Raw genomic sequence first — 24,010 nt, forward strand, 5'->3', positions numbered from 1 at the left:
GGCCGTCGGCCGGCCACCGGCTGACCACCAGCCGACCGACGCACTCCCCGACCGCACCCCACCCCGCAGGAGATCCTGACCACCGTGTCCACCGCCGCCGCCACGCCCGCACCCGCCCCTCGCCCGGCACCCCCGTCGATCCGCGAGGCGAGCCTCGACGATGTCGAGGGCATCGTCCGCGTCGTCAACCTGGCCTACCGCACGCAGGGCGGCTGGACCACCGAGGAGCACCTCGTGGGCGGTGCCCGCACCGACGCCGAGGACGTGCGCGCTGCGATCGCGGACGACACCCACCTGCTGCTGGTCGCCGAGCGCGACGGCGCGATCGTCGGCTGCTGCTACACCGACCGGCAGGGCGACAGCGCGGAGCTGGGCCTGTTCGCGGTCGACCCGACGCTGCAGGCCGGCGGCGTGGGCGGGGCGCTCATGGAGGAGCAGGCGCGTCGCCGGGCCGACGAGGGCCTCGCGTCTCTGCACCTGCGGGTCCTCGAGTCCCGCCAGGAGCTGCAGGCCTGGTACGCCCGGCACGGCTTCGTCGAGACCGGCGAGGTGGTGCCCTTCGCGGGCGACGCGGCGAACCTCAAGGTGCCGGGGCTCGGCATGGCGGTCATGGTGCGCGCGCTCGCCTAGGCTTGACCCCATGAGCAACGAGGCCTTCGCACCCTCCCCCGACCGCTACGAGAGCACCGACTACCGCCGGGTCGGCGACTCCGGCCTGCGCCTGCCGCCGATCTCGCTGGGCTTCTGGCAGAACTTCGGCGAGGACCGCGACCCCGGCACGCTGACCGCGATCGTGCGCCGCGCGTTCGACATGGGCATCACCCACTTCGACCTGGCGAACAACTACGGCCCGCCTCCCGGCAGCGCCGAGTCCCACCTGGGCCGGATCCTCGCCCGCGACTTCGGCCGCCACCGCGACGAGCTGGTCATCTCCACGAAGGCCGGCTACCTCATGTGGGACGGCCCCTACGGCGACGGCGGCTCGCGCAAGTACCTGCTGAGCTCGCTCGACCAGTCCCTGGATCGGCTGGGCCTGGAGTACGTCGACATCTTCTACCACCACCGCGAGGACCCCGAGACCCCGCTCGAGGAGACCATGGGCGCCCTCGCCCACGCCGTCCACACGGGCAAGGCGCTGTACGCCGGGATCTCGAACTACTCGCCCGAGCACACCCGCGAGGCCGCCCGCATCCTCGAGGGCCACGGGGTGCCGCTGCTCATCCACCAGCCCTCGTACTCGATGTTCAACCGCCATGTCGAGGACGGTCTGCTGGAGACCGCCTCGGATCTGGGCATCGGTCTCGCGGTGTTCTCGCCGCTGCAGCAGGGGCTGCTGACCAGCAAGTACCTCAAGGGCGTGCCGCAGGGATCGCGCGCCGCGGGCGCCTCGCCGTTCCTCTCCGCCACCCAGACCGAGGACGAGACCTACCAGGAGCGCGTGCGGGGCCTCGCGAAGATCGCCGAGTCCCGCGGGCAGAGCCTCGCGCAGATGGCCCTCGCCTGGGTGCTGCGCCACCGGGAGGTCGCGACCGCGCTGGTGGGCGCCTCGTCCACCACGCAGCTCGAGCAGAACGTCGAGGCCGCCCGCGGCGTCGAGTTCACCGACTCCGAGCTCGCCGCGATCGACGAGTTCGCGGTCGACGGCACCGGGCGGAAGTGAGCACTGAGTGAGCACGCGGCGGTGAACGGGTCCTCCGCCCTCACTCTCCCCCAGCTGGAGGCGGTGCTCGCGGTCGCCGACGAGGGCTCGTTCACCGTCGCCGCGCAGGCCCTGGGCATCTCCCAGCCCTCCCTGTCCCGGCGCATCCACAGCCTCGAGGAGACGCTCGGGCTGCGCCTGTTCCTGCCCGTCGGCCGGCAGATGCAGCTGACCGACGCGGGCCGACGGGTCGCGAACACGGCCCGCCGCACCCTCCAGGATCTCGAGGACCTCCGACACCAGGAGGCGGGGGCCGACGGGACCCTGAGTGGCACGTTGCGCGCCGCCGGCCTCCCCTCGCTGGTCGCGACGCGCCTCCCGCGGCACCTGGGCGCGTTCCATCGCGCGCACCGGGACGTGCGGATCGAGGTGTTCGCGCAGGAGGACCGCGAGCTGCTGGTCGAGTCGGTGCGCACCGGCCGGGCCGACGTCGCGCTCACGGCCGCCGGTCACGTCCCGCCGGACCTGGAGGCTCTCGAGCTGAGGCCCCAGACCTTCCTCGCTGTGGTCCCGCGCGAGCCGGGCACACCGGTGACACCGGGCATGCTGAGTGCGCGCGACCTCGCGGAGCGGACGCTCGTGACCCTGCCGGAGGGGACGTCGATCCGAGAGGTCACCGAGTCCGTGTTCCGCGGCCTGGGCGTCACCCCGCCGCGTGTGATCACCACGACCCAGCGGGACGCCCTCGTGGCCCTCGCGATCGCCTCCGACGGCCTGACCATCGTCCCGGAGGACCTCGCCGAGAGCTCCCCGACGACGGACGCCCGACGCCTGCACCTGCCCTCCGACGTGCAACGTCCCGTGGTGGCCCTCCACCGCCGGGAGCATCTGCGCACGCCCGCGCTCTCCGCCTTCCTCGAGACGCTCGCCGCCGACGTGTGAGGCAACCGCGCCGAGGCGTCGTCCGTCCTCGCGTCAACACTTTGGGCGCCCACCTGGGTCCATACCTTGAATGCATGACTTCCGTGCTGACCGCTATTGGACGCTATCGATGCGGGGTGCTTGGGTGACCGTCGGCGAGTGCCCGACGATCGAGGAGTCCCATGCCCGCACCAGATGCAGACCGCAGCCCGCGCCCCGGCCCGCCCCGCGGAACGACGCGCACGCTGCACCGCGGGCCGGCCCACCTCTCCCCCGCGGGGATGCGCGTGCTCGTGCGCAGGCGGCGGCGCCGCACGATCGCGGCCCTCGCCGGACTCGCCGCGCTCTCCCTGGTGGCCCTGATCCTCGTGCCCGCGCAGACCCTGCGCAGCGGGCTCACCGTCGCCCCTCTGCATGCGGGACCGGCCGCGCAGGACTCGGCGAGCGACGACGGATCGGTGAACATCCTGGTGCTCGGCTCGGACTCGCGCGTGGGCGAGGCGGACGAGGAGGACTCCACGGCGCGCAGCGACTCGATCCTGCTGGCGCACCTGAACGCCGACGACTCCTCGGTGCATGCGGTCCAGATCCCTCGTGACACCCTCATGGACCTCCCCGCCTGCGCGGACACCGGGGAGGGGTCCTTCGCGGGCGGCCGCGGCATGATCAACTCCGTGCTGAACTTCGGTCCCGCCTGCTCGGTCGCGGCTGTCGAGTCCCTGACGGGCGTGCACGTGGACCACTTCGTGGAGGTGGACTTCGCGGGATTCGCCGCGATCGTCGACGCCCTGGACGGACTCCCCGTGTGCCTGCCCGAGGCGTTGCACGACTCGGCCGCCGATCTCGACCTGCCGGCGGGCCGCCAGACGCTCGACGGCCGCCAGGCGCTCGCCCTCGCCCGCACCCGGCACGCCGTCGGCGACGGCAGCGACATCGCCCGCCTCGACCACCAGCAGCAGGTCATGAAGGCGATCATGCAGCGCGCGGAGAACCGGAGCCTGCTCACGCGGCCCGACCGCCTGTACCCGTTCCTGCAGGCGACCTCCTCCGCCCTCACGGTCGACGACCAGCTGGGCTCGATCCCCGGAATGACCTCGCTGGCCTCGCGCTTCGCACGCGTCCCCTCGGACAGCATCACCGTCGAGACCATGCCGTGGACCCCCGCCCCGTCGGACCCGAATCGGGTGGTCCCCTCCTCGAAGGCCGCCGCGGTCTTCGCGTCGCTGTCCGACGAGGGCTCGAGCGAGCACGCCACCGGGGAGGGGACGAAGGCGACGTCGTCGGCGTCAGATTCCCCGTCGTCCGACACCCCGTCGACGAGCTCTCCGTCGTCCAGCCCTCGGGCGTCGAGCTCTCCGTCGTCGAGCGGCCCCTCGTCGAGCGCCTCGCCGAGCGACTCTTCGAGCACGTCGACCTCGGCCTCGACCTCCGGGAGCATCCAGTGCGAGTGATCCCCGCTCGCGTGCCGTCCGCTCCGACAGCCCCGCCACCCGGCCGTGACCCGTCGGGCCTGTGGCTGAGGCCACCGCGACGGGGGTTCTCAGCGACCGCGGTGGGATGATCGGAAAATGCGCATTTCCCCCGTCCGCTGGCTCATCGCGGGGGTCTCGCTCGCCCTTTTCCTGCTCGTGTTCTACCTCTCGGGGTGGGTGGGGCCCACGGAGTCGCTCGACATCCGCATGCTCACCTCGCTGCGGACGGACGGCAATCCGGCGCTGCTGTGGATCGTCTCGGTGCCGTGGCTGATCCTGTGCAGCATCGTCGTGATCGCGATCGGCATCCGTCGCGGCCGCGCCATGGACGGCCTGCGCGCCTTCGCCCTGCTGGCCCTGTGCAACGTGCTCGGGCAGGTGCTGAAGAAGGTCGTGCTGCACCGCGACTCGATCGTGCTCATGGTGGACAACACCTACCCCAGTGGCCACATGATCGCCTTCGCCTCGGTCGCGCTCGCCCTGCGGATCGTGCTGCCGCGGCGCATGCGCAGGGCGTTCACCGTGATCGCCGCGATCGTGCTGTGCCTGGTCGCCTTCGAGCTCGTCTACTACGGATGGCACCGCCCCAGCGACGTGATCGGCTCGCTGCTGCTGGTCACCGCCGTCGGCGTGCTCGGCGGCGGGTCGCGCGGGACCGAGGACGAGGATCGTCCCGAGCCGGTCCTTCCGCCCGGCGCCTGAGCGGCGCGGGCCCGGCGCCTGAGCCCCGCGGGCGACGGCCGAGCCGCCGAGCCGCCGAGCCGCCGAGCCGCCGAGCCGCCGAGCCGCCGAGCCGCCGAGCCGCCGAGCCGCCGAGGTCAGAAGATCGCGTAGACCGCGAGGACGAAGGCGAAGCCGACCACGGACTCGATGCCCTGCTGGACGGTCCAGGTCTTCAGCGTCGTCTTCACATCCATGCCCATGAGTCGGCCGACGAGCCAGAAGCCGGAGTCGTTGACGTGCCCGGCGAAGACGGAGCCCGCGGCGGCCGCGAGGGTGATCGCGGCGGTGTCGATCGCGCCGTAGCCGCCGGCCATCACGGCCGGGGAAAGCAGGCCCGCGGTGGTCACGAGAGCGACCGTCGCCGAGCCCTGGGCCAGGCGCAGGGCGAGGGCGATGACGTACGCGGCGAAGATGACGGGCATGCCCCAGGAGTCGAGCGTCGAGGCGAGCGCGTCGCCGATGCCCGAGGCGCGCAGCACGCCGCCGAACATGCCGCCGGCGCCGGTGATGAGGATGACCGAGGCGACCTGGCCGAGGGTCGTGTCCACGAGCTTCTCGAGCGCCGAGCCGTCCTGCCCACGGAACTTCCCGAGCACGAGCATGGCCACCAGCACGGTGATCAGCAGGGCGACGGGCGACTCGCCGATCAGGCGCAGGGCCTGCACCCAGGCGGCGTCGGCGTCGACGACCTTCGCGGTGCCCAGCGCGTCCAGGCCCGTGTTGAGCAGGATCAGCACGAGCGGGAGCGCCACGACGGCGAGCACGGTGGAGGCCCGCGGCGGAACGGTGGGCTGGTCGTCATCGGTGCCGAAGAGGTCGGGCACGAGCAGCGGCGTGCGCGCGTTGACGAACTTCGCCCACAGGTAGCCGGAGACGTACCAGACGGGGAAGGCGATGATCAGGCCGACCAGCAGCACGACGCCCAGGTTCGCGCCGAAGAAGTCGCTCGCGGCGACGGGGCCGGGGTGCGGCGGCACGAACACGTGCATGACCGAGAACGCCGCGGCGGAGCTCAGCCCGTACAGCAGCAGGTTCTTCCCGCCGATGCGCCGGGCGACCGCGAAGATGATCGGCAGCATGACCACCAGGCCCGCGTCGAAGAAGATCGGGAAGCCCAGAACCAGGGAGGTCAGGCCCAAGGCGAAGGCCGCGCGCTTCTCGCCGAAGACGGCGACCATCTTCTCGGCGATCACCTTGGCGCCGCCGCTGGACTCGATGAGGCGGCCCAGCACCGCGCCGAAGCCGATGAGCAGCGCGACGGATCCGAGCGTCGAGCCGAACCCGTCGACGAGGGTGTCGATGATCGCGCCGGAGGGGATGCCGGCGGCCAAGGCCGTCAGCAGCGAGACGATGACCAGCACCAGGAAGGCGTGCAGCCTCACCTTGATGACCAGGAACAGGATGAGCGCGACGGCGACCGCGGCGATGCCGAGGAGCGGTCCGGCACCCAGGTTCTGGGTCCAGTTGTCCATGGGGATTCTCCGTTGAATGCGAGTGGGAAGCAGAGTGGAAGCGGGGTGATCGGACGGGCGGCGATGGGACGCTCGCGGCACGATGCGGCGCGCGGCTCAAAGCGAAGCGCGCCCCTGGCAACCGGCGGCGTCCGTCGGACACCCGACTTCAAAGGTACTACTTTTCGCGCGTTAAGGTAGCACTATTGCGCGGGGCGCTGGGGCGCTCGGATCGTCGGCCGATCCGCGTCTCCCCCTCCGCCCGCCGCACCGTGCGGAGCCCGCGCAGCCCTCGATGATGAAGGAATCGCCATGACCTCGACGGACATGCATGCCGGAGTGCTCGACGACCTGGGTCGGCGCATCGCCGATGGCCGGCTCCCCGAGGGGGCGGTGCTCACGCTGTCGGGCATCGAGAAGGACTGCGAGGCCTCGCGGACCGTGGCCCGGGAGGCCGTGCGCGTGCTCGAGACCCTGGGGATGGTCGCCTCGCGTCGGCGCGTGGGCATCACGGTGCAGCCGCGCAGCAGCTGGGACGCGTTCTCCCCGCGCCTGATCGACTGGAACCTCGCCGGCCCCTTCCGTCAGCGCCAGCTCGAGGCGCTCGCCGAGCTGCGCGTGGCCGCCGAGCCCATGGCCGCGCACCTCGCCGCACGCCGTGCCGACTCCCGTCAGTGCGCCGAGCTGCGGCGTCTGGCCGATCGGCTCGTGGACCTGGGAGGGCGGGGACTGGGCGATTCCGACGACTACCTCGAGGCCGATGTCGCCTTCCACGACCTGCTGCTCACCGCCTCGGGCAACCCGCAGCTCACGGCGCTCGCCCGGCCGGTGCGCGCGGTGCTCGAGGGCCGCAACCGCCTGGGCCTCACTCCCCCGCTGCCCGTCGAGGGCACTCTCGAGGAGCACATGCGGGTCGCGATCGCGGTCGCCGACGGCGACGCCGAGGCCGCCGAGCGCTGCTCCCGCTCGCACATGCGCACCGTGTGGGGCGAGGTGAGCCGGACGGACGGCTGAGCGCCGCGACGCTCTCACCTGCAGGTGCTTGCTGGGAAGAGCGTGTGCGAGATCCCACCGACCCCTCCGGGCGCACGGAGCGCGATGCCATCATCGGGGCGTGCTCACCACGGAACAGGACTCGCAGACCCTGACCGCGGACCTCACGCGTGGCATGACCCGAGCGCGCCCCCTCGACGGGGACCGCCGGCAGATGCCCCTCCGCCTCCTGGTGGCGGCGATCGCGACCGGGATGTTCTTCGTCCTCTACCGGCTCTCCGGGTGGTACCGGCCCGCCGTGCAGCCGGACCTCGGCATCCTGCGGATGCTGGAGACGCACGGAACCCCCGCCCTGCTGAGCGCCGTCTCCGTGCCCTCGCTGATGCTGAGCAGCGCGGTCGTGCTCCTGATCGGCGCGACGCGGGGCCGCGCGATGCTGGGCGTGCGCGCCTTCATGATCCTGGCCGCCTGCAACGTGCTGGGACAGGTGCTCAAGGGCTTCGTGCTGGGGCGCGATGCGATCGCGACCGATCAGGGCAACTCCTTCCCCAGCGGGCACATGATCGCCTTCGGGTCGGTGGCGCTGGCCCTGTGGATCGTGCTCCCCCGCGTGATGCGCGGCGTCTTCACGATGGTCGCCGCGCTCGTGCTCGCCGTGGCCGCCTTCGAGCTCGTGCACTACGGATGGCACCGTCCCAGCGACGTGGTCGGATCGCTCCTCCTGGTCACGGCCGTCGGAGCGGTCGGCTCCGCCGCGAGCGGGAGCCGCGAGCACTGCCGGCCCTCGTCGCTCACAGCACGGAGGCGAGGAACCCCTGCAGACGATCCGACTGCGGATGGTCGATGACCTGCTCGGGGGTGCCCTGCTCGAGGATCTGCCCGTCGGCCATGAAGACGACCTGATCGGCGACCTCGCGGGCGAAGCCCATCTCGTGGGTCACCACGACCATGGTCATGCCACCCTCGGCGAGCTCCTTGAGCACGGTGAGGACCTCGGCCACGAGCTCGGGGTCCAGGGCCGACGTCGGCTCGTCGAAGAGCATGAGCTCGGGCTCCATCGCGAGCGCGCGGGCGATCGCCACCCGCTGCTGCTGGCCGCCGGAGAGCTCGGAGGGGTAGTGCTCGGCGCGATCGGCCAGGCCCACGCGCTCGAGGAGCGCGAGCGCGTCCTTCTCGGCCTGCGCCTTGGGACGGCCCAGCACGTGCACGGGCGCCTCCATGACGTTCTGCAGGGCCGTCATGTGCGGGAACAGGTCGAAGCGCTGGAAGACCATGCCGATGCGGGCCCGCTGGCGCGCGATCTGCTGGGGCGAGAGCTTCTGCCAGCGGCCGTCGGGCAACGGTTCCTCGGCGTACCCCTGGGTGACGCCGGCGATGCGCACGCGGCCCGCCGTGGGCTCCTCGAGCTGGTTGATGCAGCGCAGCAGCGTGGACTTGCCCGAGCCCGAGGGGCCGATGAGCACGGCCACCTCGCCCTCGGCCACGCGCAGGTCGCAGTCCTTGAGCACGTGCAGGTCGCCGAAGGCCTTGTGCACGCCCTCGAGCGCGATGAGGGCGGGGCCCTCGGCGGGGGCGGCGGGGTCCGAGGGGACGACAGGCGCCGACTGGTCGTCCGGCGCGTCGGCCCGATGGGTGTTCCGGGGGTCCTGGCTCATCACAGCTCCACCTCCGGGAGGGAGTTCTTGGGGGTCGTCGAGGCGCTGTTCACGGCCCGCTGGCGGGCGCGCCGCCCGCGCTTCGCCGGACCGGCGCCGCCGGGGCGGTCGTCGAAGCCGCGGCCGAAGTAGCGCTCGAGGTAGTACTGCCCGACCATCAGCACGCTCGTGATCGCGAGGTACCAGATCGCGGCGACGACCAGCAGCGGGATCGGCGCGTAGAGCTTGTTCGCGATCGCGTTGGTCGCGAAGGTGAGGTCCAGGGTGAAGGGCACGGCGAGCACGAGCGAGGTGGTCTTGAGCATGCCGATGGTCTCGTTGCCCAGCGGCGGCACGATCACGCGCATGGCCTGCGGGATGATGATGCGCCGCAGGATCTGCCCGTTGCCCATGCCCAGCGCCTTCGACGCCTCGCTCTGGCCCTTGTCCACGGAGTTCAGGCCCGAGCGGATGATCTCAGCGAGGTAGGCACCCTCGTTGAGCCCGAGGCCCACGACGGCCGCCCAGAAGGCCGGGAAGTAGTCGCGGGTGGAGAAGGAGAACCACTCGGGACCGAAGGGGATGCCCAGCGCGATCTTGGGGACGATCACCGTGAACAGGCCCCAGAACACCAGCTGGGTGTACACCGGGGTGCCGCGGAAGACGAAGATGTATGCCCAGGAGACACCGCGAAGCACCGGGTTCTCGCTGCGGCGCATGATCGCCGCGGTCAGCGCGATCACCGTGCCCAGCACCATCGAGAGCACGGTGATCAGCAGGGTCCAGCCCACGCCCTGGACGACCTTCACGTCCAGGATGTACGTCGCGACCGTGCCCCAGTCGAAGACGGGGTTGGTGACCAGGAAGTTCGCGAGCGCGAGCACCAGCAGCACCACGATGACGGCGCTGATCCAGGTGCCCGGGCGCGGGCTGCGCTTGGCGCGGATCCGGCCCGGGATCGGGTCGGCGTCGCGGCCGGAGGGCTGCGGGGCGCCTGAGGCGCGTTGCGGGGAACCGGCGGCGGGCACCGGGCCGACGGGCCCGTCGGCGGGCGTGGGCGAGGGCTGTGTCGTGCTCACTGCGGATCCACTTCCGAGGTTTTGATCATACCTGCGGCGTTGCCCCAGGCATCGAGGATGTCGTGCATGGCGCCGGTGTCGATGAGGTGCTGGACCGCCCCGCGGATCGCCTCCGCGAGCTCGGGCTGGTCCTTGGAGACGACGATCCCGTACAGGGCCGCGTCCTCGATGTCGCCCACCTGCTCGAGGGTCCCGCGGGACTTCTCGATCGCGTAGGCGACGACCGGTGAGTCGCCGATGAGGACGTCGGCCTTGCCGCCGGCGGCGGCGGTCGCGGCGTCGGCGTTGCCCACGTAGGGCTGGTCGATGACGCCCTTGCCCCCGTCCTTCCGGCAGGCGGCGTCGCGCTCGGCGACCACGTCGTCCATGTAGGTGCCGACCTGATGGGCGACGCGGGCGCCGCACAGGTCCGGCGGGTCGATGTCGTAGGGGTTGCCCTTCTTCACCGCGTAGGACATGCCGGCGGAGAAGTAGGAGACCATCGAGACCTGCTTCAGGCGGTCCGGGTCGATGGTGAAGCTCGAGATCCCGACGTCGTACTTCGAGCCGATCGAGGGGATGATCTGCGCGAACACTGCGGACTCGGTGCGCGTGTCCAGCCCCAGCACCTTGCCGACGCCGCTGAGGATGTCCATGTCGATGCCCACGGCCCCGCCGTCCGAGCCGACGAACTCGCCGGGCGCGTAGTTCAGGGCCGCGCCGTTGACGAGGGTGCCGCGGTCGCGGACGTCCTCGGGGACGAGGCCCGCGAGGTCGTCCTGTTTCGTGATGCCCGAGAGGTCGATCGTCGGGATCGCGTCGGTCTCGGCGTCCAGCCGCTCGGAGGCGTGGGTGCAGCCGCCGAGGACGGGCACGCTGATCGCGGCGCCGAGGGCGAGGGGCAGCGCGCGAAGCAGGGTGCGTCTGCGGGGCCGGGATGACGGGAACACGAATGGAAGTTTATGCAGAGGTATGCATGTTGACAAACTCGTGGGGTGTGGCGCACACGCTCCGGATCATTCGCCGATGATCGCCCCGTCGGCTCGAGCCTCCAGCGACCCGCTGGTGTAGTCCGTGCTCAGGTAGACGCCGATGCGCACGTCCCCCTCGGAGGGATCGCGGCGCACCCCGGCATGCTGGATGTTGCCCCGCATCTCGTCTTCCGTGATGCCGTTGCGCGTGCGCGCAGCGCCGAAGACGCGAGGAACAGCATCCCAGTCGACATCGCCGAGGTCGAACTCGTCCTCCGGTTCGGGCTGGATGGTCGCGGGCTCGCCACTGCCGACGTGCGGTCCGTCGATGCGGAAAGTGTCGTACGTCGTCGCCCCCGTTGCCGTGGGTGCCGTGATGCTCGCCCAGCCGTCGTACAGCAGCACCTCCGTCACTGTGGTGTCGCCGCGCGCGGCGGCGAAGACCCGGACCACCTCGGCGGCGCGGCCGCGACCTCGCACGTAGGACCCGTCATGAGTGCGAGCGACGAGATCGCGCCCGCGCAGCGCGATATCGTGGAAGTAGGGCCGGGCGACCGCCGCTGCGGCACCGGCGCCCACCGCGACGAACAGGACGCGACGCGAGAATCGGTGACGCCGACCGACAGGGATCAGAGACCGCGTGCGCCCGGGGACGTGCGCGTCTGGATCGCTGTCCCAGTGGTCCACGCTGTGCGGATCGTCGATCGAGGCCACCGACGAGCCCACCGGCGGCTCATCCAGGAGCACGACGTCCGGAGCGTCCGGTGCCAGGCGCACCGCCGCGACCCTTCGCCCGCTCGCGAAGCCGCCCACCTGCGAGGCATCCAGCAGCCGACGCATCGTGGTGCGATAGGCGGCGCGATCCGTCGGCTCGACCAGCAGTTCGACCTCGTACAGGGGCACGTCATTGACCGAGGTGCCCGTGCGGCGCAGGCTCAGGACCGTGGCGGCGACGAGTCGGCCCTCCGCGCGAGCGCGCTGCACGGCGGGATCCTGGGGCCCCACCTGCCGCGGGACGCTGGCGGCTGCCAGCGCCAGAGTGATCATCAGCATCGCCGCGATGCCCGCGGGGATGGCGATCCACAGGCGGCTCTGATCGCCCACGAGCGCCACCACGAGCACCGCGGCCAGACATGCACCGGTCAGGGCGGCGGCGAGAAGTCGTAGCACGAGCGCATTCTGCCATCCCCGACCCTATGACCAGTGGAGGGACCACGAACGGGAGACCCCATCACCATGGGAGCGTGCGCCCGTGGGAGGCTCGGCTCCAGCCGATCCGCCTCGCCTGATCACATCCCCGGCATGCCCCCGCCGCCCGTGGGCACGGGCTCGCCCTGCTCCTCCTCGGCGTCGGGATCGGCCATCGCGCCCTCGAACTGGGAGCGGTACAGCCGCGCGTAGGCGCCGTTCGCCCCGAGCAGCTCGTCGTGCGTCCCCTGCTCGACGATGTCGCCGGCCTCCATCACCAGGATCAGGTCGGCGTCGCGGATCGTGGAGAGCCGGTGCGCGATCACGAACGAGGTGCGGCCCGAGCGCAGGCGGTTCATCGCGTTCTGCACGAGCAGCTCGGTGCGGGTGTCCACGCTCGAGGTGGCCTCGTCCAGGATCAGCAGGCTGGGCCGGGCGAGGAACGCGCGGGCGATGGTCAGCAGCTGCTTCTCCCCCGCGCTCACGTTCGACGCGTCGGAGTCCAGGACGGTCTCGTACCCCTCGGGCAGATGGCACACGAAGTCGTCGACGTGGGTCGCCTTCGCGGCCTCGATGACCTCCTCGTCGCTCGCGTCCAGGCGCCCGTAGCGGATGTTCTCCATGATCGTGCCGTTGAACAGCCAGGTGTCCTGGAGGACCATGCCGGTGCGCTCGCGCAGCTGCGTGCGGGTGAGGTCGCGGATGTCGATGTTGTCGATAGTGATGCGGCCGCCGTCGATCTCGTAGAAGCGCATCACGAGGTTCACGAGCGTGGTCTTGCCCGCGCCCGTCGGCCCCACGATCGCGACCGTGTGCCCGGGCTCGGCGACCAGGGAGAGGTCACGGATGAGCTCGCGCTCGGGCGTGTACGAGAAGCGCACGTGGTCGAACTCGACGCGGCCCTCGCGGATCCGCGAGGCGGCGTCCAGCGAGGTCGGGTCCGGGTTGCCGGCCTCGTCGCGGGCCGAGTCCGGAGTCTGCTCCTCGGCGTCGAGCAGCTCGAAGACGCGCTCGGCGCTGGCCACGCCGGACTGCAGCATCGTGGCCATCGAGGCGACCTGGCTGAGCGGCTGCGTGAACTGGCGCGAGTACTGGATGAACGCCTGCACGCTGCCCAGCGACATGTCGCCGCCGATCACCTTGAGGCCGCCCACGATCGCGATCGCGACGTAGGTGAGGTTCCCGGCGAACATCATCAGCGGGCCGATGAGGGAGGAGACGAACTGGGCGCCGAAGGACGCCTTGTACATCTCGCCGTTGCGGGCCTCGAAGCTGCGGGACGCCTCCTGGCGGCGGCCGAAGACGTTCACGAGCTCGTGGCCGCTGAAGGCCTCCTCGACCTCGGCGTTGACCTTGCCGGTCGCGTCCCACTGCTGCTGGAACAGCTTCTGGGAGCGCTTGCCGACGATGGCCGTGATCACCGCGGCCAGCGGGATCACGCACAGGGCGATGAGGGTGAGCTGCCAGGACAGCGTCAGCATCATGACGATCACGCCGAGCACCGTCAGCAGCGCGTTGACCAGGCCGGTCAGCGTGTTGATGAGCGTGTTCTGGATGTTGTCGATGTCGTTGGTGACGCGGGAGAGGATCTCGCCGCGGCGCTGGCGGTCGAAGTAGGACAGCGGCAGCCTGTGCAGCTTCTCCTCGACCTCACGGCGCAGGCGGTAGACCATCCGGAAGATGATGCGGTTGAGCATCACGCCCTGCAGCCACTGGAACAGGCTCGCGACCACGTAGATCCCGACCACGAACCACAGCACCTGGTGCAGGGCCGCGAAGTCGATGCCCTGGCCGGGGGTGAGGTCCATGCCCGCGAGCAGGTCCGCGTAGGTGTCGTTGCCCTGCGCGCGCAGGCCCTCGATGATCTGCGCCTTCGTCGCACCCGCGGGCAGCTGCTTCGAGATCGCTCCGGAGAAGACGACGTCCGTCGCGCGGCCCAGGATCTTCGGGCCGACGACGGCCAGGCCCACGCCGATCACGCCGAGCGCGATCCCCAGGATCGCGTACATCTTCTCGGGGCCGATGGTGCGGATCAGCCGCAGCGCCGAGGGCCAGAAGTGCTTCGCGCTCTGCCCCGGGCGCAGCCCGCGCTCGGCGCTCTTCTCGGCCTCGATCTCCGCGGCCTCGCCGGCCTCGTCGCCCGCGGGCTTCGTGGACGCGGAAGCGGGCGCGGTGCGCGCGGTGTCGGTCGAGGTGGCGTCGTCGGCAGACGTCGCGCCGTCGGCCGGGGTCGGCCTCTTCGTCGTGTCGTCGGCGTTCATGCGACCACCTCCTCGGCGCCCTGGGAGCGGACGATCTCCTGATAGGTCTCGTTGTTCTCGAGCAGCTCGGCATGGGTGCCGGAGCCGACGACCCTCCCGTGCTCGAGCACCAGGATCAGATCGGCCGAGGTGATGGTGGTGACGCGCTGGGCGACGATCACCTTGAGCGCATCGCGGGTCTCCGGCGCGAGCGCCGCCCGCAGACGTGCGTCCGTGGTGAGGTCCAGCGCGCTGAAGGAGTCGTCGAACAGATAGATCTCCGGTCGGGCGACCAGCGCGCGGGCGATGCACAGGCGCTGGCGCTGACCGCCGGAGACGTTCGTGCCGCCCTGGGCGATCGGCGAGTCGAGCCCGTCGGGCATGGCGGCGACGAAGTCGCGTCCCTGGGCGACGGTGAGCGCGTGCCAGAGCTCCTCGTCGGTCGCGTCGGGCCGCCCGAAGCGGAGGTTCGTCGCGACCGTCCCGGAGAACAGGTAGGGGCGCTGCGGCACCAGGCCGATGCGGTCCCAGAGCACCTGCGGGTCCAGCTCACGCACGTCGACCCCGTCGACCCTCACGCTGCCGGAGGTCGCGTCCATCAGGCGCGGCACCAGGCTGAGCAGGGTGGTCTTGCCCGAGCCGGTGCCGCCGATGATCGCGACGGTCTGCCCCGCGCGGGCGGTGAAGTCGATGTCCGTGAGCACGTTGTTCTCGGCGCCCGGGTAGGTGAAGGAGACTTTCTCGAAGGCGAGGTCGCCGCGGCCGTGCACCTCGGTGACGCCGCGCTCGGGCACCGTCACGGAGGTCTCGGTGGTGAGCACGGCGTCGATGCGCTCGGCGGAGACCATGGCGCGCGGGATCATCATCGTCATGAAGGTCGCCATCATCACCGCGATGAGGATCTGGATCAGGTAGGCGATGAACGCGGTGATCGACCCGACCTGCATGGTCCCCGACTCCACGCGCGGCGCCGCGAACCAGAGCACGAGCACGCTGGAGACCTGCAGCAGGAACATGATGATCGGGTTGATGAGGATCATCAGCAGGCCCACGCGGCGGTTGGTGTCCGTGAGGGCCTCGTTGGCGCCCTCGTAGCGCTCGCGCTCGAAGTCCTCGCGGGTGAAGGCGCGCAGGACGCGGATGCCGGTGATCTGCTCGCGCAGCACCTTGTTGATCGCGTCGATCCGCTCCTGCATCACGCGGAACAGCGGTGCCGCACGGGCGATGAGGAAGCCGACGGAGACCAGCATCAGCGGCACCATCACCGCGATCAGCCAGGCCAGCCCGGCCTCCTCGCGCAGCGCGAGGACGATGCCGCCGATGCCCGTGATGGGCGCCTGCACCAGGAACTGCATCGAGAAGAAGACGAGCATCTGGACCTGCTGCACGTCGTTCGTGGAACGGGTGATCAGCGAGGCGGCCCCGAACTCGTTCATCTCGTGCGCGGAGTAGGTGGCGACCTGGTCGAAGACGCGGCTGCGCAGGTCGCGGCCGATGCTCATGGCCGCGCGGGCGGCCGCGTAGTTCGCGACGACCACGGCGACGATGTTCGCGAAGGTCACCGCGAGCATCCAGCCGCCCAGGCGCCAGATCGTCGGGATGTCGCCCTGGGCGACGCCGTCATCGATGATGTCGGCGTTCAGCGTGGGCAGGTAGAGGTTGGCCAGCACTCCGAGCAGCTGGAAGATCACGACGATGATGATCAGGGTCCAGTACCGGCGGGCGGCCGCGAGCACGAGTCGCAGCAGAGTCACAGAGGTCCTTGGGCAGATGCGGTGCGGTCCGGGGGCGCGCGGACTGCGCGGTGAAGCCTACGTCGACCCGTGCGCACGGTCCATGGGATTCGGGCGGAATCGGGCGGATTCCGCCGAGGGTGGAACGCCGCGGGATGACGTCGATCGGAGGGCGGTGCGTGCGCCGCCCATGACGGCCGAGTCTCCCCCGCGACGCCCTCCGCGCACATCCGCCGATCGGCTGATCCTCGCGCGTACGGGCCGGATGCCCGCGCGTCGGGGTCGGATCCGCGGGTCCGGGCCGGATCCCCGCGCGTCCAGGCCGGACCTCTACGCTGGCCTGCGTGAGCAGACGGATGCAGCAGATCATCATCATCGTGGCGGCCATCGCCCTGGTGATCCCCTTCGGCGCGGTGGGCCTCGCGCAGGTCTTCGGCCGCAGCAACGGGACGACCGACGCCTCCTCCGCCACGGCGAGCGCGACGGCCCAGGACACGCGCCCCACGGTCGACCCGTCGTCCCAGCCGAGTCCCTCCCCCACGTCCGGCCCGAAGCTGCCGACGTCGGCGATGACCGACCAGTCGGACGACGGCGCCACCTCCGTCGGCACCTATCTGCTCGAGTCCTACGCGTACATGATGGCCACGGGAGACACCGACGGCTGGATGAAGGTGGTCGACTCGAACTGCGAGGTCTGCACGTCGTTCCTCTCCAACGCCACCCAGCTCCATGAGCAGGACGGATACCAGGTGGGCGGCGAGTTCACCGTGAAGTCCGCGAGCTTCGACGGCGCCGGCGACCCGCCCACCAGCGGCACGCTCACCCTCGAGGTCACCCAGAAGGACGCCACGATCGTCGACGACCCGAACAAGCAGGCGCAGGACGTCGACGGGTTCAGCGGCGAGATGCAGATGAAGCTGAACTGGGACGGGAAGCAGTGGAAGGTCGGCGACATGTCGATCACCGGGGCCGACGGCGCGACCGCGACCGGCGCCTCCGACGGCGGCGGCGCGGCCGGCTGAGTCAGCGCGGCCGGCTGGGTCAGCGCGGCCGACGGGAGCGCCGCGGGAGGCTGAGTCAGCGCGGCCGCTGAGTCAGCGCGCCTGCGGGAACCCGGGGAGCTGGCGCGCCGCGTCCCCGCGGTCGCCGGTGAGCTCGCGGACAGGCTCGGCCGCTGCGGCTCTCGCCAGCTCGCGCTGACCGCTCACCTCTGCGGCGCGCGCGATCTGCGCGGTGACCTGGTCGGGCGAGGTCGACCCCGTGCCGGCGAACCAGACCCAGCGACCGTCGATCGAGCGCGGCGGAGGGTCCTGCAGCGGCGCCAGCACCGCGCGGTGGCGGCGCGCCTGCTTCGGCGAGGGCCCCACGAAGTGGATGCCGCGGCGGGTCCATGCGGACCGGCGCACGGTCGACTGCGGGAAGCCGCCGGTCCCGGTCTCGGCCGCGTACCGCCGGGCGCCCGTCACGGGGACCACGCTGCCCGGGATGATCTGGTCCGAGGGGATCACGTAGGGGCGCAGGCCCGGCGCGCAGCTGCCGACCACGATTCCCCGTTCGCACACCACCAGCCTCTCCCCACTGATGAACAGCAGGATCAGGCCGAAGATGATCGCGAAGGCGAGGGCGGGCGCGACGGCGAGCACGACGCTCTCGCCGGGATTGATGAGGGTCAGGCCGGAGAAGACCACCCAGAGCAGCACGAACACTCCGATCACGAGCGGTCCGGGACGGTCTGCATGGACCGCGAGCACCTCACCGACCTCGTCACGGTGCCGGCGTGCGGCGCGACGGGCGCTCATGCGTCCTCGGCCTCGAAGAGGAACAGGTCGGTGCGGTAGGGCATGCCGACCTCGCTGCCGGGGGCGTGGCCGAGGTGCTCGTGCAGGTACCAGTCGAGATTCGCGAGCACCTTCTCGCGGCGCTCGGTCGGTGCGGTGATGACGTAGCTGCGGGTGCGGGCAAGGTCGATGAGCTCGTGCGTGGTGCGCGGGTCCTCCCAATGGCGCACGATCCGCTCGCGCAGCGCGAAGTGCGGGGTGATCGGCGGCGAGAAATCATCGCGGTACACGTCCCCCGCGTGCATGATGCGCGAATAGCGGTGCACCCAGGGGATCTGCACGTCGAGCGAGTTCCACAGCAGGGCCAGCACGCCGCCCGGTCGCAGGATCCGAGCGATCTCGGCTCCCGCGGCCTCGGTGTCGAACCAGTGCCAAGCCTGCGCGACGCTCACCAGGTCGGCGCTCGCGTCCGGGAGGCCGGTGTCCTCGGCGGAGGCCTGGACGACGCGCAGGAAGCCGACGGGGCCGGCGGCGTCGGCGGGTCCTTCGGGGTCGACGGGTCCTTCGGGGTCGACGGGTCCGTAGGGGTCGGCGGGCCCGCCGCGACCGTCGGCCGACGCGGCCATGGAGGCGTACGCCTGCTCCGCGGTCTCGAGCATGGAGCGACTGGGGTCGACGGCGATCACGTCGAGGCCGCGGCGCGCGAGCTGCAGGGAGAGCTTGCCGGTCCCGGCGCCGAGGTCGACCGCGATATGGGAGCGGGGCGCGCCAGCTGGGGCGCCTGCGGGGGTGCCTGCTTTCGGCCCACCGAGCTCGCCGTCGTGCGATGGCAGTGCCGAGATGATCGCGTCGAGCACCTCGGGCGGGTATCCGGGACGCAGGCGGTCGTAGTCTCCGCCCTGACCCTGGAACGCCGCGCCCAGCTGCCGGTGGCGCTCCCGCGTGCCGAAGCGCGGAGTGTCCCGCGAGGAGACCGGAGGGAAAGCGGGATCGCTCATGGGCTCATCGTCCCAGACGCCCACCCCGCACCGAGAGGTGAGAAGACGTCGTCATTCCGCCCTTTTGACAGCAGCTTCTCACCTCTCGCGGGGGGGGGCGGGCTGCGCGGGCTGCGCGAGGGCTGCGCGGGGGGAGGGAGAGGCGGAGCGGGGTGACTCAGCGGTTGAGGAAGTGCAGCGTGGTCGCGATCGCGAAGGTGAGGGTGGAGGCGAAGCCGCACACGAGCTCGAGCATGACGCCGATGCCGAAGGCCTTGATGGCGATCCAGCTGGACTCCCAGGCGAGCTTCATGTCGCGGCGGCGGTACCACTCGGAGCCGTAGAGGCCCAGGACGAACCCGATCGGCAGGCCCAGGAACGGGATCACGAAGATGCCGACGATGCCCGCGGCCACACCCACGAGGATCGGCCACGTGGGCACGTCGTTGTCCTTGAGCCGTTTCCCCGTCATGACGTAGCTGCAGGTCATGCCCACGGCGCAGAGGACCGCGATGATCGCGAAGGCCAGCCAGGTCCAGCCGCCCAGCACGATCGCCCACACCAGCGAGCCGATGAGGATCGTGATCGAGCCGGGGATGATCGGCAGCACGATGCCCGTGAGCCCCACGACGTACGCGAGGCCGACGACGATCGTGACGATGATCTGGACGGTCAGGGAATCCACGGGGCCTCCGACGGGGCGGGTCGAGCGGGATCAGACGGGCGCGCCGGATGAGACGGGCGCACCGGATGCCCCGAGCCGTCAGCCCTGGGCATCCGGAACCAAGTCAGGGCAGACGCACGACCTGGCCGGCCCAGGAGAAGCCGCCGCCGAAGCCGACCAGCAGTGCCGTTGCGCCCGCGGGGATCCGCCCGGCCTCGCGCATGCGGGAGATCGCGAGCGGGATGGTCGCGGCGGAGGTGTTGCCGGAGGTGATGATGTCGTCGGCCACGATCGCGTCCTCGCGCAGGTCGAGGGCGGCGGCGAGCGGCTCGATCATCCGCAGGTTCGCCTGGTGGGGCACGAACACGTCGATGTCGGCCATGTTCAGGCCCGCGGACTCGACGATCTTCTGCGAGAGCTTCGGCGCCTCGCGCAGCGCCCACCCGAGCACCTGGCGGCCCTGCTGGGAGAAGCAGCCGCTGGGCGGGCCGATGGTCACGGCGTCCGCGAGGTCGGTGACGGTCCCCCACTGCACGGGCGAGATCGTCGGCTCGTCGCCCGGGACGAGGACCATGGCACCCGCGCCGTCGGCCGTGAGGATGCAGGTGGTGCGGTCGGAGTAATCGGTGACCGCGGAGAGCTTCTCCGCTCCGATCACGAGCGTCGTGGTGGAGGCGCCCGCGCGGATCGACATGTCCGCCACGGCGAGCGCGTGCTCGAAGCCCGAGCAGGCGGCGCCCACGTCGAAGGCGGCGGGGTTGGGCAGACCCAGCAGGTGCGCGACCCGACCCGCGGCGCTCGGCGAGCGCTCCTGGTTGGAGCAGGTCGCGACGATCACCTGGGTGACCTGCGAGGGGTCGATGCCGGCGTCGGCCAGGGCGTTGCGACCGGCCTCGGCGGCGAGGTCGGCGACGTCCTGGTCGTCGGCGGCGATGCGACGGGACTCGATGCCCGTGCGCTGGCGGATCCACTCATCGCTCGTCTCGACCATCTGCTCGAGGTCGTGATTGGTCATGATGCGCTCGGGCCGGTAGTGACCGGTGCCGACGATCCGCGAGCCGGCCGGGGGCGTGGTGGGCATGGGGGTCCTTCCTGCAAAGGCTGGTCTGCCGGGAGTCTAGGCCGCGGCGGACCGCTGACGCGCGGTGGCGCCAGCATCTGTGAGAGCACGCGCATCGACCATCGCACTGCCCGCCAGGCGCCCTGAGAGCCCCCGATGGTCGCCGACGAGGGCGAAGACCAGCACGACCAGCATGTACAGGCCGATCGCGAGGCTCAGTGCGCCGGCCGCGAGCGGAATGCCCGCCGCGGACAGCAGCAGCGCGAGGGCGCGCCCCACCGTCCAGACGCCGCCCACGGCGCTCGCCCGCAGCAGGCGCGCTCCGACCCCGCCGGCGCCGCTCGGCCACGCCGGAGCGATGCCCACCGCTCGCTGCCCGAGGGAGGCGCCGCTGCGCCCCAGGGCGGGCAGCGCGAAGACCACGGCGAAGGCGAGCACGAGGAGCAGGGCCTGTCCCGGCTCGCCGAGCTCGTGGACCTGCCGCGCGTCCGTGGTGAAGACGAGCTCGACCACGGCGCGTCCGAGATCGAAAAGGAACCCGACGAGGCCGACGGCGATCAGATCGACCACCATGCCCAGCAGACGGCGCATGCCCGAGACGCGATGCGAGCGCCGAGCGGTGAGCTGCTCGGGGCTCGGCATCCACCAGTGCAGGAGCAGCGGGGCGAGCAGGGCGCCGACGAGGGCGCCGGTGGTGTTCAGGATGAGGTCGTCGACGTCGGCGATCCGGTAGCTGCAGTCGTAGATGCCCCACAGCCCGGTGTACTGGGTGGCCTCGATGGCGAGGGAGACCAGGGCGCCGAGCGCCGTGGCCGTGAGCACCCCGCGGCGCAGCATGCCCCGCACCGCGAGCCCGAGCGGCACGAACAGGACGACGTTCAGAGCGGCCTGCAGCACCGCCCAGCTGGTGACGGCGTCGCGGAGTCCGAGCCCTCCGCCCTCGCGCACGATGTCCGCGACGAACTGGAACGGCGTCAGTTGCAGGGTCCGGCCGGCGCCCGCGCCGCAGGTCCGCGCCGGATCGGGCAGGGGCAGCAGCGTGTAGGCGACCAGGGCGACGCCGTAGACGCTCACCGCCGCGGCGCCGAGCAGCCGCGGCACGCTCAGCCGTCCGTACCTGCGGTACTGGAGGACGAGGATCGGCACGAGCAGGCCGACGAACAGCACGCCGCCGCCGATCACGGAGAAGGGGATCTGCCAGGTCCAATCGCTCACGCCTCAGGACACTACGGCGGCTCGGCCCCGCGGGGCATCCGTCTGCGAGCGCTCGCGGGCGCCCCGCTCTCCACCCATGAGCGGACCGCGCAGGCGTCCGGGTCACGCCGGGGACGGAGGGGACGACGGGCGCGTCGGGAGGGGCGGCGGCGGGGGCGGCGCGGCGATGCGAGGCGGGCGCGGCCGCCGGGGGTGCCTTCCCGCTGTCTCGCCGACGAGAAGTACGAAACGGTTGCCATGAGCGTCCATGACAACCGTTTCGTACTTCTCGCGGACCCAGGACGGGCGCGGCCCCGGCCCCGTTCGCCGATCAGCTCCTCGCGTTCGCCGATCAGCCCCTCACGGGGCCGCTCAGTCCCTCACGGGGCCGCTCAGCCCTTCGCGACGGCGATCTTCAGGGACTGCCCTTCGTCGGCCGTCGAGGCGCTGCCGTGGAAGTCGGCGGCGTCCGTGGTCGCGGAGGTCACGCTGCCCTCGAGGTCGAGGACGAGGCCGGAGTAGCGGTTCACCAGGTGATAGGTGCCCGTGCGCTCACCGGTGGTCGGGTCGGTGTCGCGCACGACCCACCACTGCTGACCCACGGACGGGTCGGTGCGCTTGCCGTGCTGCTCCCCCGCCGCCTTCGTGGCCTTCACCTTCGTGCCCCAGGCGCGCTGCGTCGTCGTCGTGGAGTCCACTCCGAGCAGTGCGCCGCTGCGCGTGTTGGCGATCGTGTACGCGCCGTCGCCCGTCGGGGCGATCTTCCAGGACGCGCCGGCGTCGGTCCGCTGCGCCGTGCCGACGACCTTCGCCTTCCCCTTCTTCTGCTGGGCCAGCGCGGAGCGCTTCCCGGTGGAGAGGGTGTACGCCTTCTTCGTCGAGAAGAGGTTCTGGGCCTCGATCGCGGCCTCGTCCTCACTGTCGATCGAGACGTCGAAGTACTCGCCGTCGGACTCGCCGGTGCAGGAGATCGAGCAGTAGGAGCGGAAGTCCTTGCCGATGATGTTGCCGCTCGTCAGGGACTTGGAGTCCACCATCCACCGGTACCAGGACGACCAGTCCTGGTCGTCGCCGGTGCCGATGAGGTGCCACTTCTGGCTCGTGAGGTCGTCCGTGGCGTAGTACTCCTGCGGGCCGGGGCGCGTCGCGCCCTCGGGCTGGCCGATGTAGAGCCCCAGGTGCGCGTCGTAGCTGATGTTCATGACGAACAGCGGCGAGGTGCCGGGCAGCTCGCCCGCCTTCACCTGGGCGTCGGTGTTGCCCTTGGTGGTGGGGTCGTAGTCGTCCTCGGGGGCCGTGTACCCGGCGGCGTCGCGGTCGGTGACCGGGGTCAGGTTGGACTCCTTGCCGCCCAGGCCCTTCTGGGAGAACGAGCCGTCGAAGAACTTGGTCCACGAACCCGGCGCCATCTTCTTCGAGATCGGCGCGCGGGCCACATGGGAGAGGTTCACGTTCTCCCCGCCCTTGCCCTGCTTCCCGATCACGCGGGAGCCGTAGTAGACGTAGAAGTACCCGGAGGCCGTGTCGACGAACAGGCGCGGATCGCCGTCGCCGTAGTTGTAGGTGTCCTCGGGGAACTGCTTCTCGTCGCCGCGCTTCGTGGAGTACGGCGAGGTGATGATGTGGTCCTTGATGTCCCACGTCTTCCCGTGGTCCGTGGAGACGGCGTAGTCCAGGGAGTCGTAGTGCAGGCTGTCGCCGAAGGGGCGCCCGGTGAACTCGTTGTGCACGATGCCGATCCAGTCCCCGGAGTCGGGGTCGACCCATACGCCCACGAGGTCGCAGAAGTTCTTCTGGCTGTAGGAGCCGGTGGGGTCCTTGCTGGCCTCCTTGCCGGTGGGGCTCTGGTTGCAGCGCACCGTGGTGTCGTCGTTGCGGTGCTTCGGGTTGTCCGGATCCGCGGCGGCGTTGAGCGCCTTGTCCGCGGTCATGTCGTCGATGGTCGTGCCCTTGTAGAACAGCCACTCGCGCGGGTCGTCCTTCGCGTAGAGGGCGTGGGCCGACTGCGCGTGGAAGCTGCCGTCGGCGTCGATGAACATCGCGGCGGGTGTGTCGTCGGGAAAGGCGTAGTCGTGGCGCGCGCCGACGCTGATATCGGCCGACGAGGACGCGGACTGCGAGGTGTCCGAGCCGTCGGCGGCGACGGGGGCTCCGGGCGCCATCGGTGCGGCCGAGGCGAGGGACGGGGTGGCGATCACGAGCCCGGCGACAGCGGCGGACAGGATCGATGCAGCACGAGATCTGCTGGTCATGGGGATGTCCTGGGGGTGGGGGATGAAGAGGTCGAGATCATGCCGAGGTCCCGAGAGGTGAC

General features: G+C 71.2%; 21 protein-coding genes. 8 read left to right on the top strand and 13 right to left on the bottom strand.

Going from position 1 to position 24,010, the window contains the following annotated elements; translation table 11 throughout:
- The first annotated feature begins 84 nt into the window (after positions 1 to 84).
- The 5 genes from I8D64_RS05260 to I8D64_RS05280 all read left to right on the top strand — a co-directional run bounded on the left by I8D64_RS05260 (position 85) and on the right by I8D64_RS05280 (position 4,734).
- Positions 85 to 630: a GNAT family N-acetyltransferase gene (locus I8D64_RS05260; protein WP_200501460.1), complete on the top strand. Its 546-nt coding sequence runs from the start codon at positions 85 to 87 to the stop codon at positions 628 to 630.
- A gap of 10 nt (positions 631 to 640) precedes the next feature.
- On the top strand, positions 641 to 1,660 hold the full coding sequence (locus tag I8D64_RS05265) for an aldo/keto reductase (protein WP_200501461.1): 1,020 nt from the start codon (positions 641 to 643) through the stop codon (positions 1,658 to 1,660).
- Positions 1,661 to 1,681: 21 nt separating this feature from the next.
- The gene (locus I8D64_RS05270; protein ID WP_200501462.1) at positions 1,682 to 2,581 is read left to right on the top strand and encodes a LysR substrate-binding domain-containing protein; all 900 of its coding nucleotides are present in this window, start codon (positions 1,682 to 1,684) and stop codon (positions 2,579 to 2,581) included.
- Positions 2,582 to 2,742: 161 nt separating this feature from the next.
- Positions 2,743 to 4,011 carry an LCP family protein gene (locus I8D64_RS05275; protein ID WP_246482752.1) on the top strand — a complete coding sequence of 423 codons (1,269 nt, stop codon included), beginning with the start codon at positions 2,743 to 2,745 and terminating at the stop codon, positions 4,009 to 4,011.
- Positions 4,012 to 4,128: 117 nt separating this feature from the next.
- Entirely contained in the window at positions 4,129 to 4,734 is a 606-nt protein-coding gene (locus I8D64_RS05280) for a phosphatase PAP2 family protein (RefSeq protein ID WP_200501463.1), read from the top strand.
- A 116-nt stretch (positions 4,735 to 4,850) separates the two neighbouring features.
- On the opposite strand, the gene I8D64_RS05285 is transcribed toward I8D64_RS05280, so the two are convergent.
- On the bottom strand, positions 4,851 to 6,227 hold the full coding sequence (locus I8D64_RS05285; RefSeq protein WP_200501464.1) for a GntP family permease: 1,377 nt from the start codon (positions 6,225 to 6,227) through the stop codon (positions 4,851 to 4,853).
- Between the two features lie 291 nt (positions 6,228 to 6,518).
- On the opposite strand from I8D64_RS05285, the gene I8D64_RS05290 reads away from it, so the two are divergent.
- On the top strand, positions 6,519 to 7,220 hold the full coding sequence (locus I8D64_RS05290) for a FadR/GntR family transcriptional regulator (RefSeq protein ID WP_200501465.1): 702 nt from the start codon (positions 6,519 to 6,521) through the stop codon (positions 7,218 to 7,220).
- A 100-nt stretch (positions 7,221 to 7,320) separates the two neighbouring features.
- Entirely contained in the window at positions 7,321 to 8,046 is a 726-nt protein-coding gene (locus tag I8D64_RS05295) for a phosphatase PAP2 family protein (RefSeq protein WP_200501466.1), read from the top strand.
- On the opposite strand, the gene I8D64_RS05300 is transcribed toward I8D64_RS05295, so the two are convergent.
- The 6 genes from I8D64_RS05300 to I8D64_RS05325 form a co-directional block, all read right to left on the bottom strand.
- A complete protein-coding gene (locus I8D64_RS05300; RefSeq protein ID WP_200501467.1) occupies positions 7,991 to 8,854 on the bottom strand; it encodes an amino acid ABC transporter ATP-binding protein in 864 nt (287 codons plus the stop codon). The genes I8D64_RS05295 and I8D64_RS05300 overlap by 56 nt on opposite strands.
- A complete protein-coding gene (locus tag I8D64_RS05305; protein WP_200501692.1) occupies positions 8,854 to 9,792 on the bottom strand; it encodes an ABC transporter permease subunit in 939 nt (312 codons plus the stop codon). The genes I8D64_RS05300 and I8D64_RS05305 overlap by 1 nt, the downstream gene beginning before the upstream one ends.
- Before the next feature lie 116 nt (positions 9,793 to 9,908).
- The gene (locus I8D64_RS05310) at positions 9,909 to 10,841 is read right to left on the bottom strand and encodes a transporter substrate-binding domain-containing protein (protein WP_200501468.1); all 933 of its coding nucleotides are present in this window, start codon (positions 10,839 to 10,841) and stop codon (positions 9,909 to 9,911) included.
- A gap of 66 nt (positions 10,842 to 10,907) precedes the next feature.
- Positions 10,908 to 12,032: a hypothetical protein gene (locus I8D64_RS05315; protein ID WP_200501469.1), complete on the bottom strand. Its 1,125-nt coding sequence runs from the start codon at positions 12,030 to 12,032 to the stop codon at positions 10,908 to 10,910.
- Between the two features lie 119 nt (positions 12,033 to 12,151).
- Positions 12,152 to 14,311 carry an ABC transporter ATP-binding protein gene (locus I8D64_RS05320; protein ID WP_200501470.1) on the bottom strand — a complete coding sequence of 720 codons (2,160 nt, stop codon included), beginning with the start codon at positions 14,309 to 14,311 and terminating at the stop codon, positions 12,152 to 12,154.
- Positions 14,308 to 16,044, bottom strand: a complete 1,737-nt coding sequence (locus I8D64_RS05325; RefSeq protein WP_200501471.1) for an ABC transporter transmembrane domain-containing protein — start codon at positions 16,042 to 16,044, stop codon at positions 14,308 to 14,310. Before I8D64_RS05325 ends, I8D64_RS05320 begins: the two co-directional genes overlap by 4 nt.
- 323 nt (positions 16,045 to 16,367) lie before the next feature.
- On the opposite strand from I8D64_RS05325, the gene I8D64_RS05330 reads away from it, so the two are divergent.
- Positions 16,368 to 17,045, top strand: coding sequence for a DUF6318 family protein (locus I8D64_RS05330; protein ID WP_200501472.1), 678 nt, complete (start codon positions 16,368 to 16,370; stop codon positions 17,043 to 17,045).
- A 72-nt stretch (positions 17,046 to 17,117) separates the two neighbouring features.
- Here the strand turns inward: I8D64_RS05330 and I8D64_RS05335 are convergent, their stop codons facing one another.
- From I8D64_RS05335 to I8D64_RS05360, 6 genes are all read right to left on the bottom strand, one after another.
- Positions 17,118 to 17,822, bottom strand: a complete 705-nt coding sequence (locus I8D64_RS05335; protein WP_200501473.1) for a hypothetical protein — start codon at positions 17,820 to 17,822, stop codon at positions 17,118 to 17,120.
- Positions 17,819 to 18,799 carry a class I SAM-dependent methyltransferase gene (locus I8D64_RS05340; RefSeq protein WP_200501474.1) on the bottom strand — a complete coding sequence of 327 codons (981 nt, stop codon included), beginning with the start codon at positions 18,797 to 18,799 and terminating at the stop codon, positions 17,819 to 17,821. The genes I8D64_RS05335 and I8D64_RS05340 overlap by 4 nt, the downstream gene beginning before the upstream one ends.
- A 157-nt stretch (positions 18,800 to 18,956) precedes the next feature.
- On the bottom strand, positions 18,957 to 19,463 hold the full coding sequence (locus tag I8D64_RS05345; protein ID WP_200501475.1) for a DUF456 domain-containing protein: 507 nt from the start codon (positions 19,461 to 19,463) through the stop codon (positions 18,957 to 18,959).
- Between the two features lie 103 nt (positions 19,464 to 19,566).
- Positions 19,567 to 20,523 (bottom strand): beta-ketoacyl-ACP synthase III, encoded by a 957-nt coding sequence (locus I8D64_RS05350; RefSeq protein ID WP_200501476.1) that lies wholly within the window; start codon positions 20,521 to 20,523, stop codon positions 19,567 to 19,569.
- Between the two features lie 36 nt (positions 20,524 to 20,559).
- Positions 20,560 to 21,717, bottom strand: coding sequence for a VanZ family protein (locus tag I8D64_RS05355; protein ID WP_200501477.1), 1,158 nt, complete (start codon positions 21,715 to 21,717; stop codon positions 20,560 to 20,562).
- 371 nt (positions 21,718 to 22,088) lie between these two features.
- Positions 22,089 to 23,948 (bottom strand): RICIN domain-containing protein, encoded by a 1,860-nt coding sequence (locus I8D64_RS05360; RefSeq protein WP_200501478.1) that lies wholly within the window; start codon positions 23,946 to 23,948, stop codon positions 22,089 to 22,091.
- Positions 23,949 to 24,010: the final 62 nt, after the last annotated feature.

This window comes from Brachybacterium halotolerans, from assembly GCF_016623465.1.
In the GTDB taxonomy this organism is placed as follows: Bacteria; Actinomycetota; Actinomycetes; order Actinomycetales; family Dermabacteraceae; genus Brachybacterium; species Brachybacterium halotolerans.

Excerpts from the sequence above, each read along its gene's own strand:
- I8D64_RS05265 (WP_200501461.1), top strand. The coding sequence starts at position 641 with ATGAGCAACGAGGCCTTCGCACCCTCCCCCGACCGCTACGAGAGCACC.
- I8D64_RS05275 (WP_246482752.1), top strand. The coding sequence starts at position 2,743 with ATGCCCGCACCAGATGCAGACCGCAGCCCGCGCCCCGGCCCGCCCCGC.
- I8D64_RS05280 (WP_200501463.1), top strand. The coding sequence starts at position 4,129 with ATGCGCATTTCCCCCGTCCGCTGGCTCATCGCGGGGGTCTCGCTCGCC.
- I8D64_RS05285 (WP_200501464.1), bottom strand. The coding sequence starts at position 6,227 with ATGGACAACTGGACCCAGAACCTGGGTGCCGGACCGCTCCTCGGCATC.
- I8D64_RS05290 (WP_200501465.1), top strand. The coding sequence starts at position 6,519 with ATGACCTCGACGGACATGCATGCCGGAGTGCTCGACGACCTGGGTCGG.
- I8D64_RS05300 (WP_200501467.1), bottom strand. The coding sequence starts at position 8,854 with ATGAGCCAGGACCCCCGGAACACCCATCGGGCCGACGCGCCGGACGAC.
- I8D64_RS05320 (WP_200501470.1), bottom strand. The coding sequence starts at position 14,311 with ATGAACGCCGACGACACGACGAAGAGGCCGACCCCGGCCGACGGCGCG.
- I8D64_RS05335 (WP_200501473.1), bottom strand. The coding sequence starts at position 17,822 with ATGAGCGCCCGTCGCGCCGCACGCCGGCACCGTGACGAGGTCGGTGAG.
- I8D64_RS05340 (WP_200501474.1), bottom strand. The coding sequence starts at position 18,799 with ATGAGCGATCCCGCTTTCCCTCCGGTCTCCTCGCGGGACACTCCGCGC.
- I8D64_RS05350 (WP_200501476.1), bottom strand. The coding sequence starts at position 20,523 with ATGCCCACCACGCCCCCGGCCGGCTCGCGGATCGTCGGCACCGGTCAC.
- I8D64_RS05360 (WP_200501478.1), bottom strand. The coding sequence starts at position 23,948 with ATGACCAGCAGATCTCGTGCTGCATCGATCCTGTCCGCCGCTGTCGCC.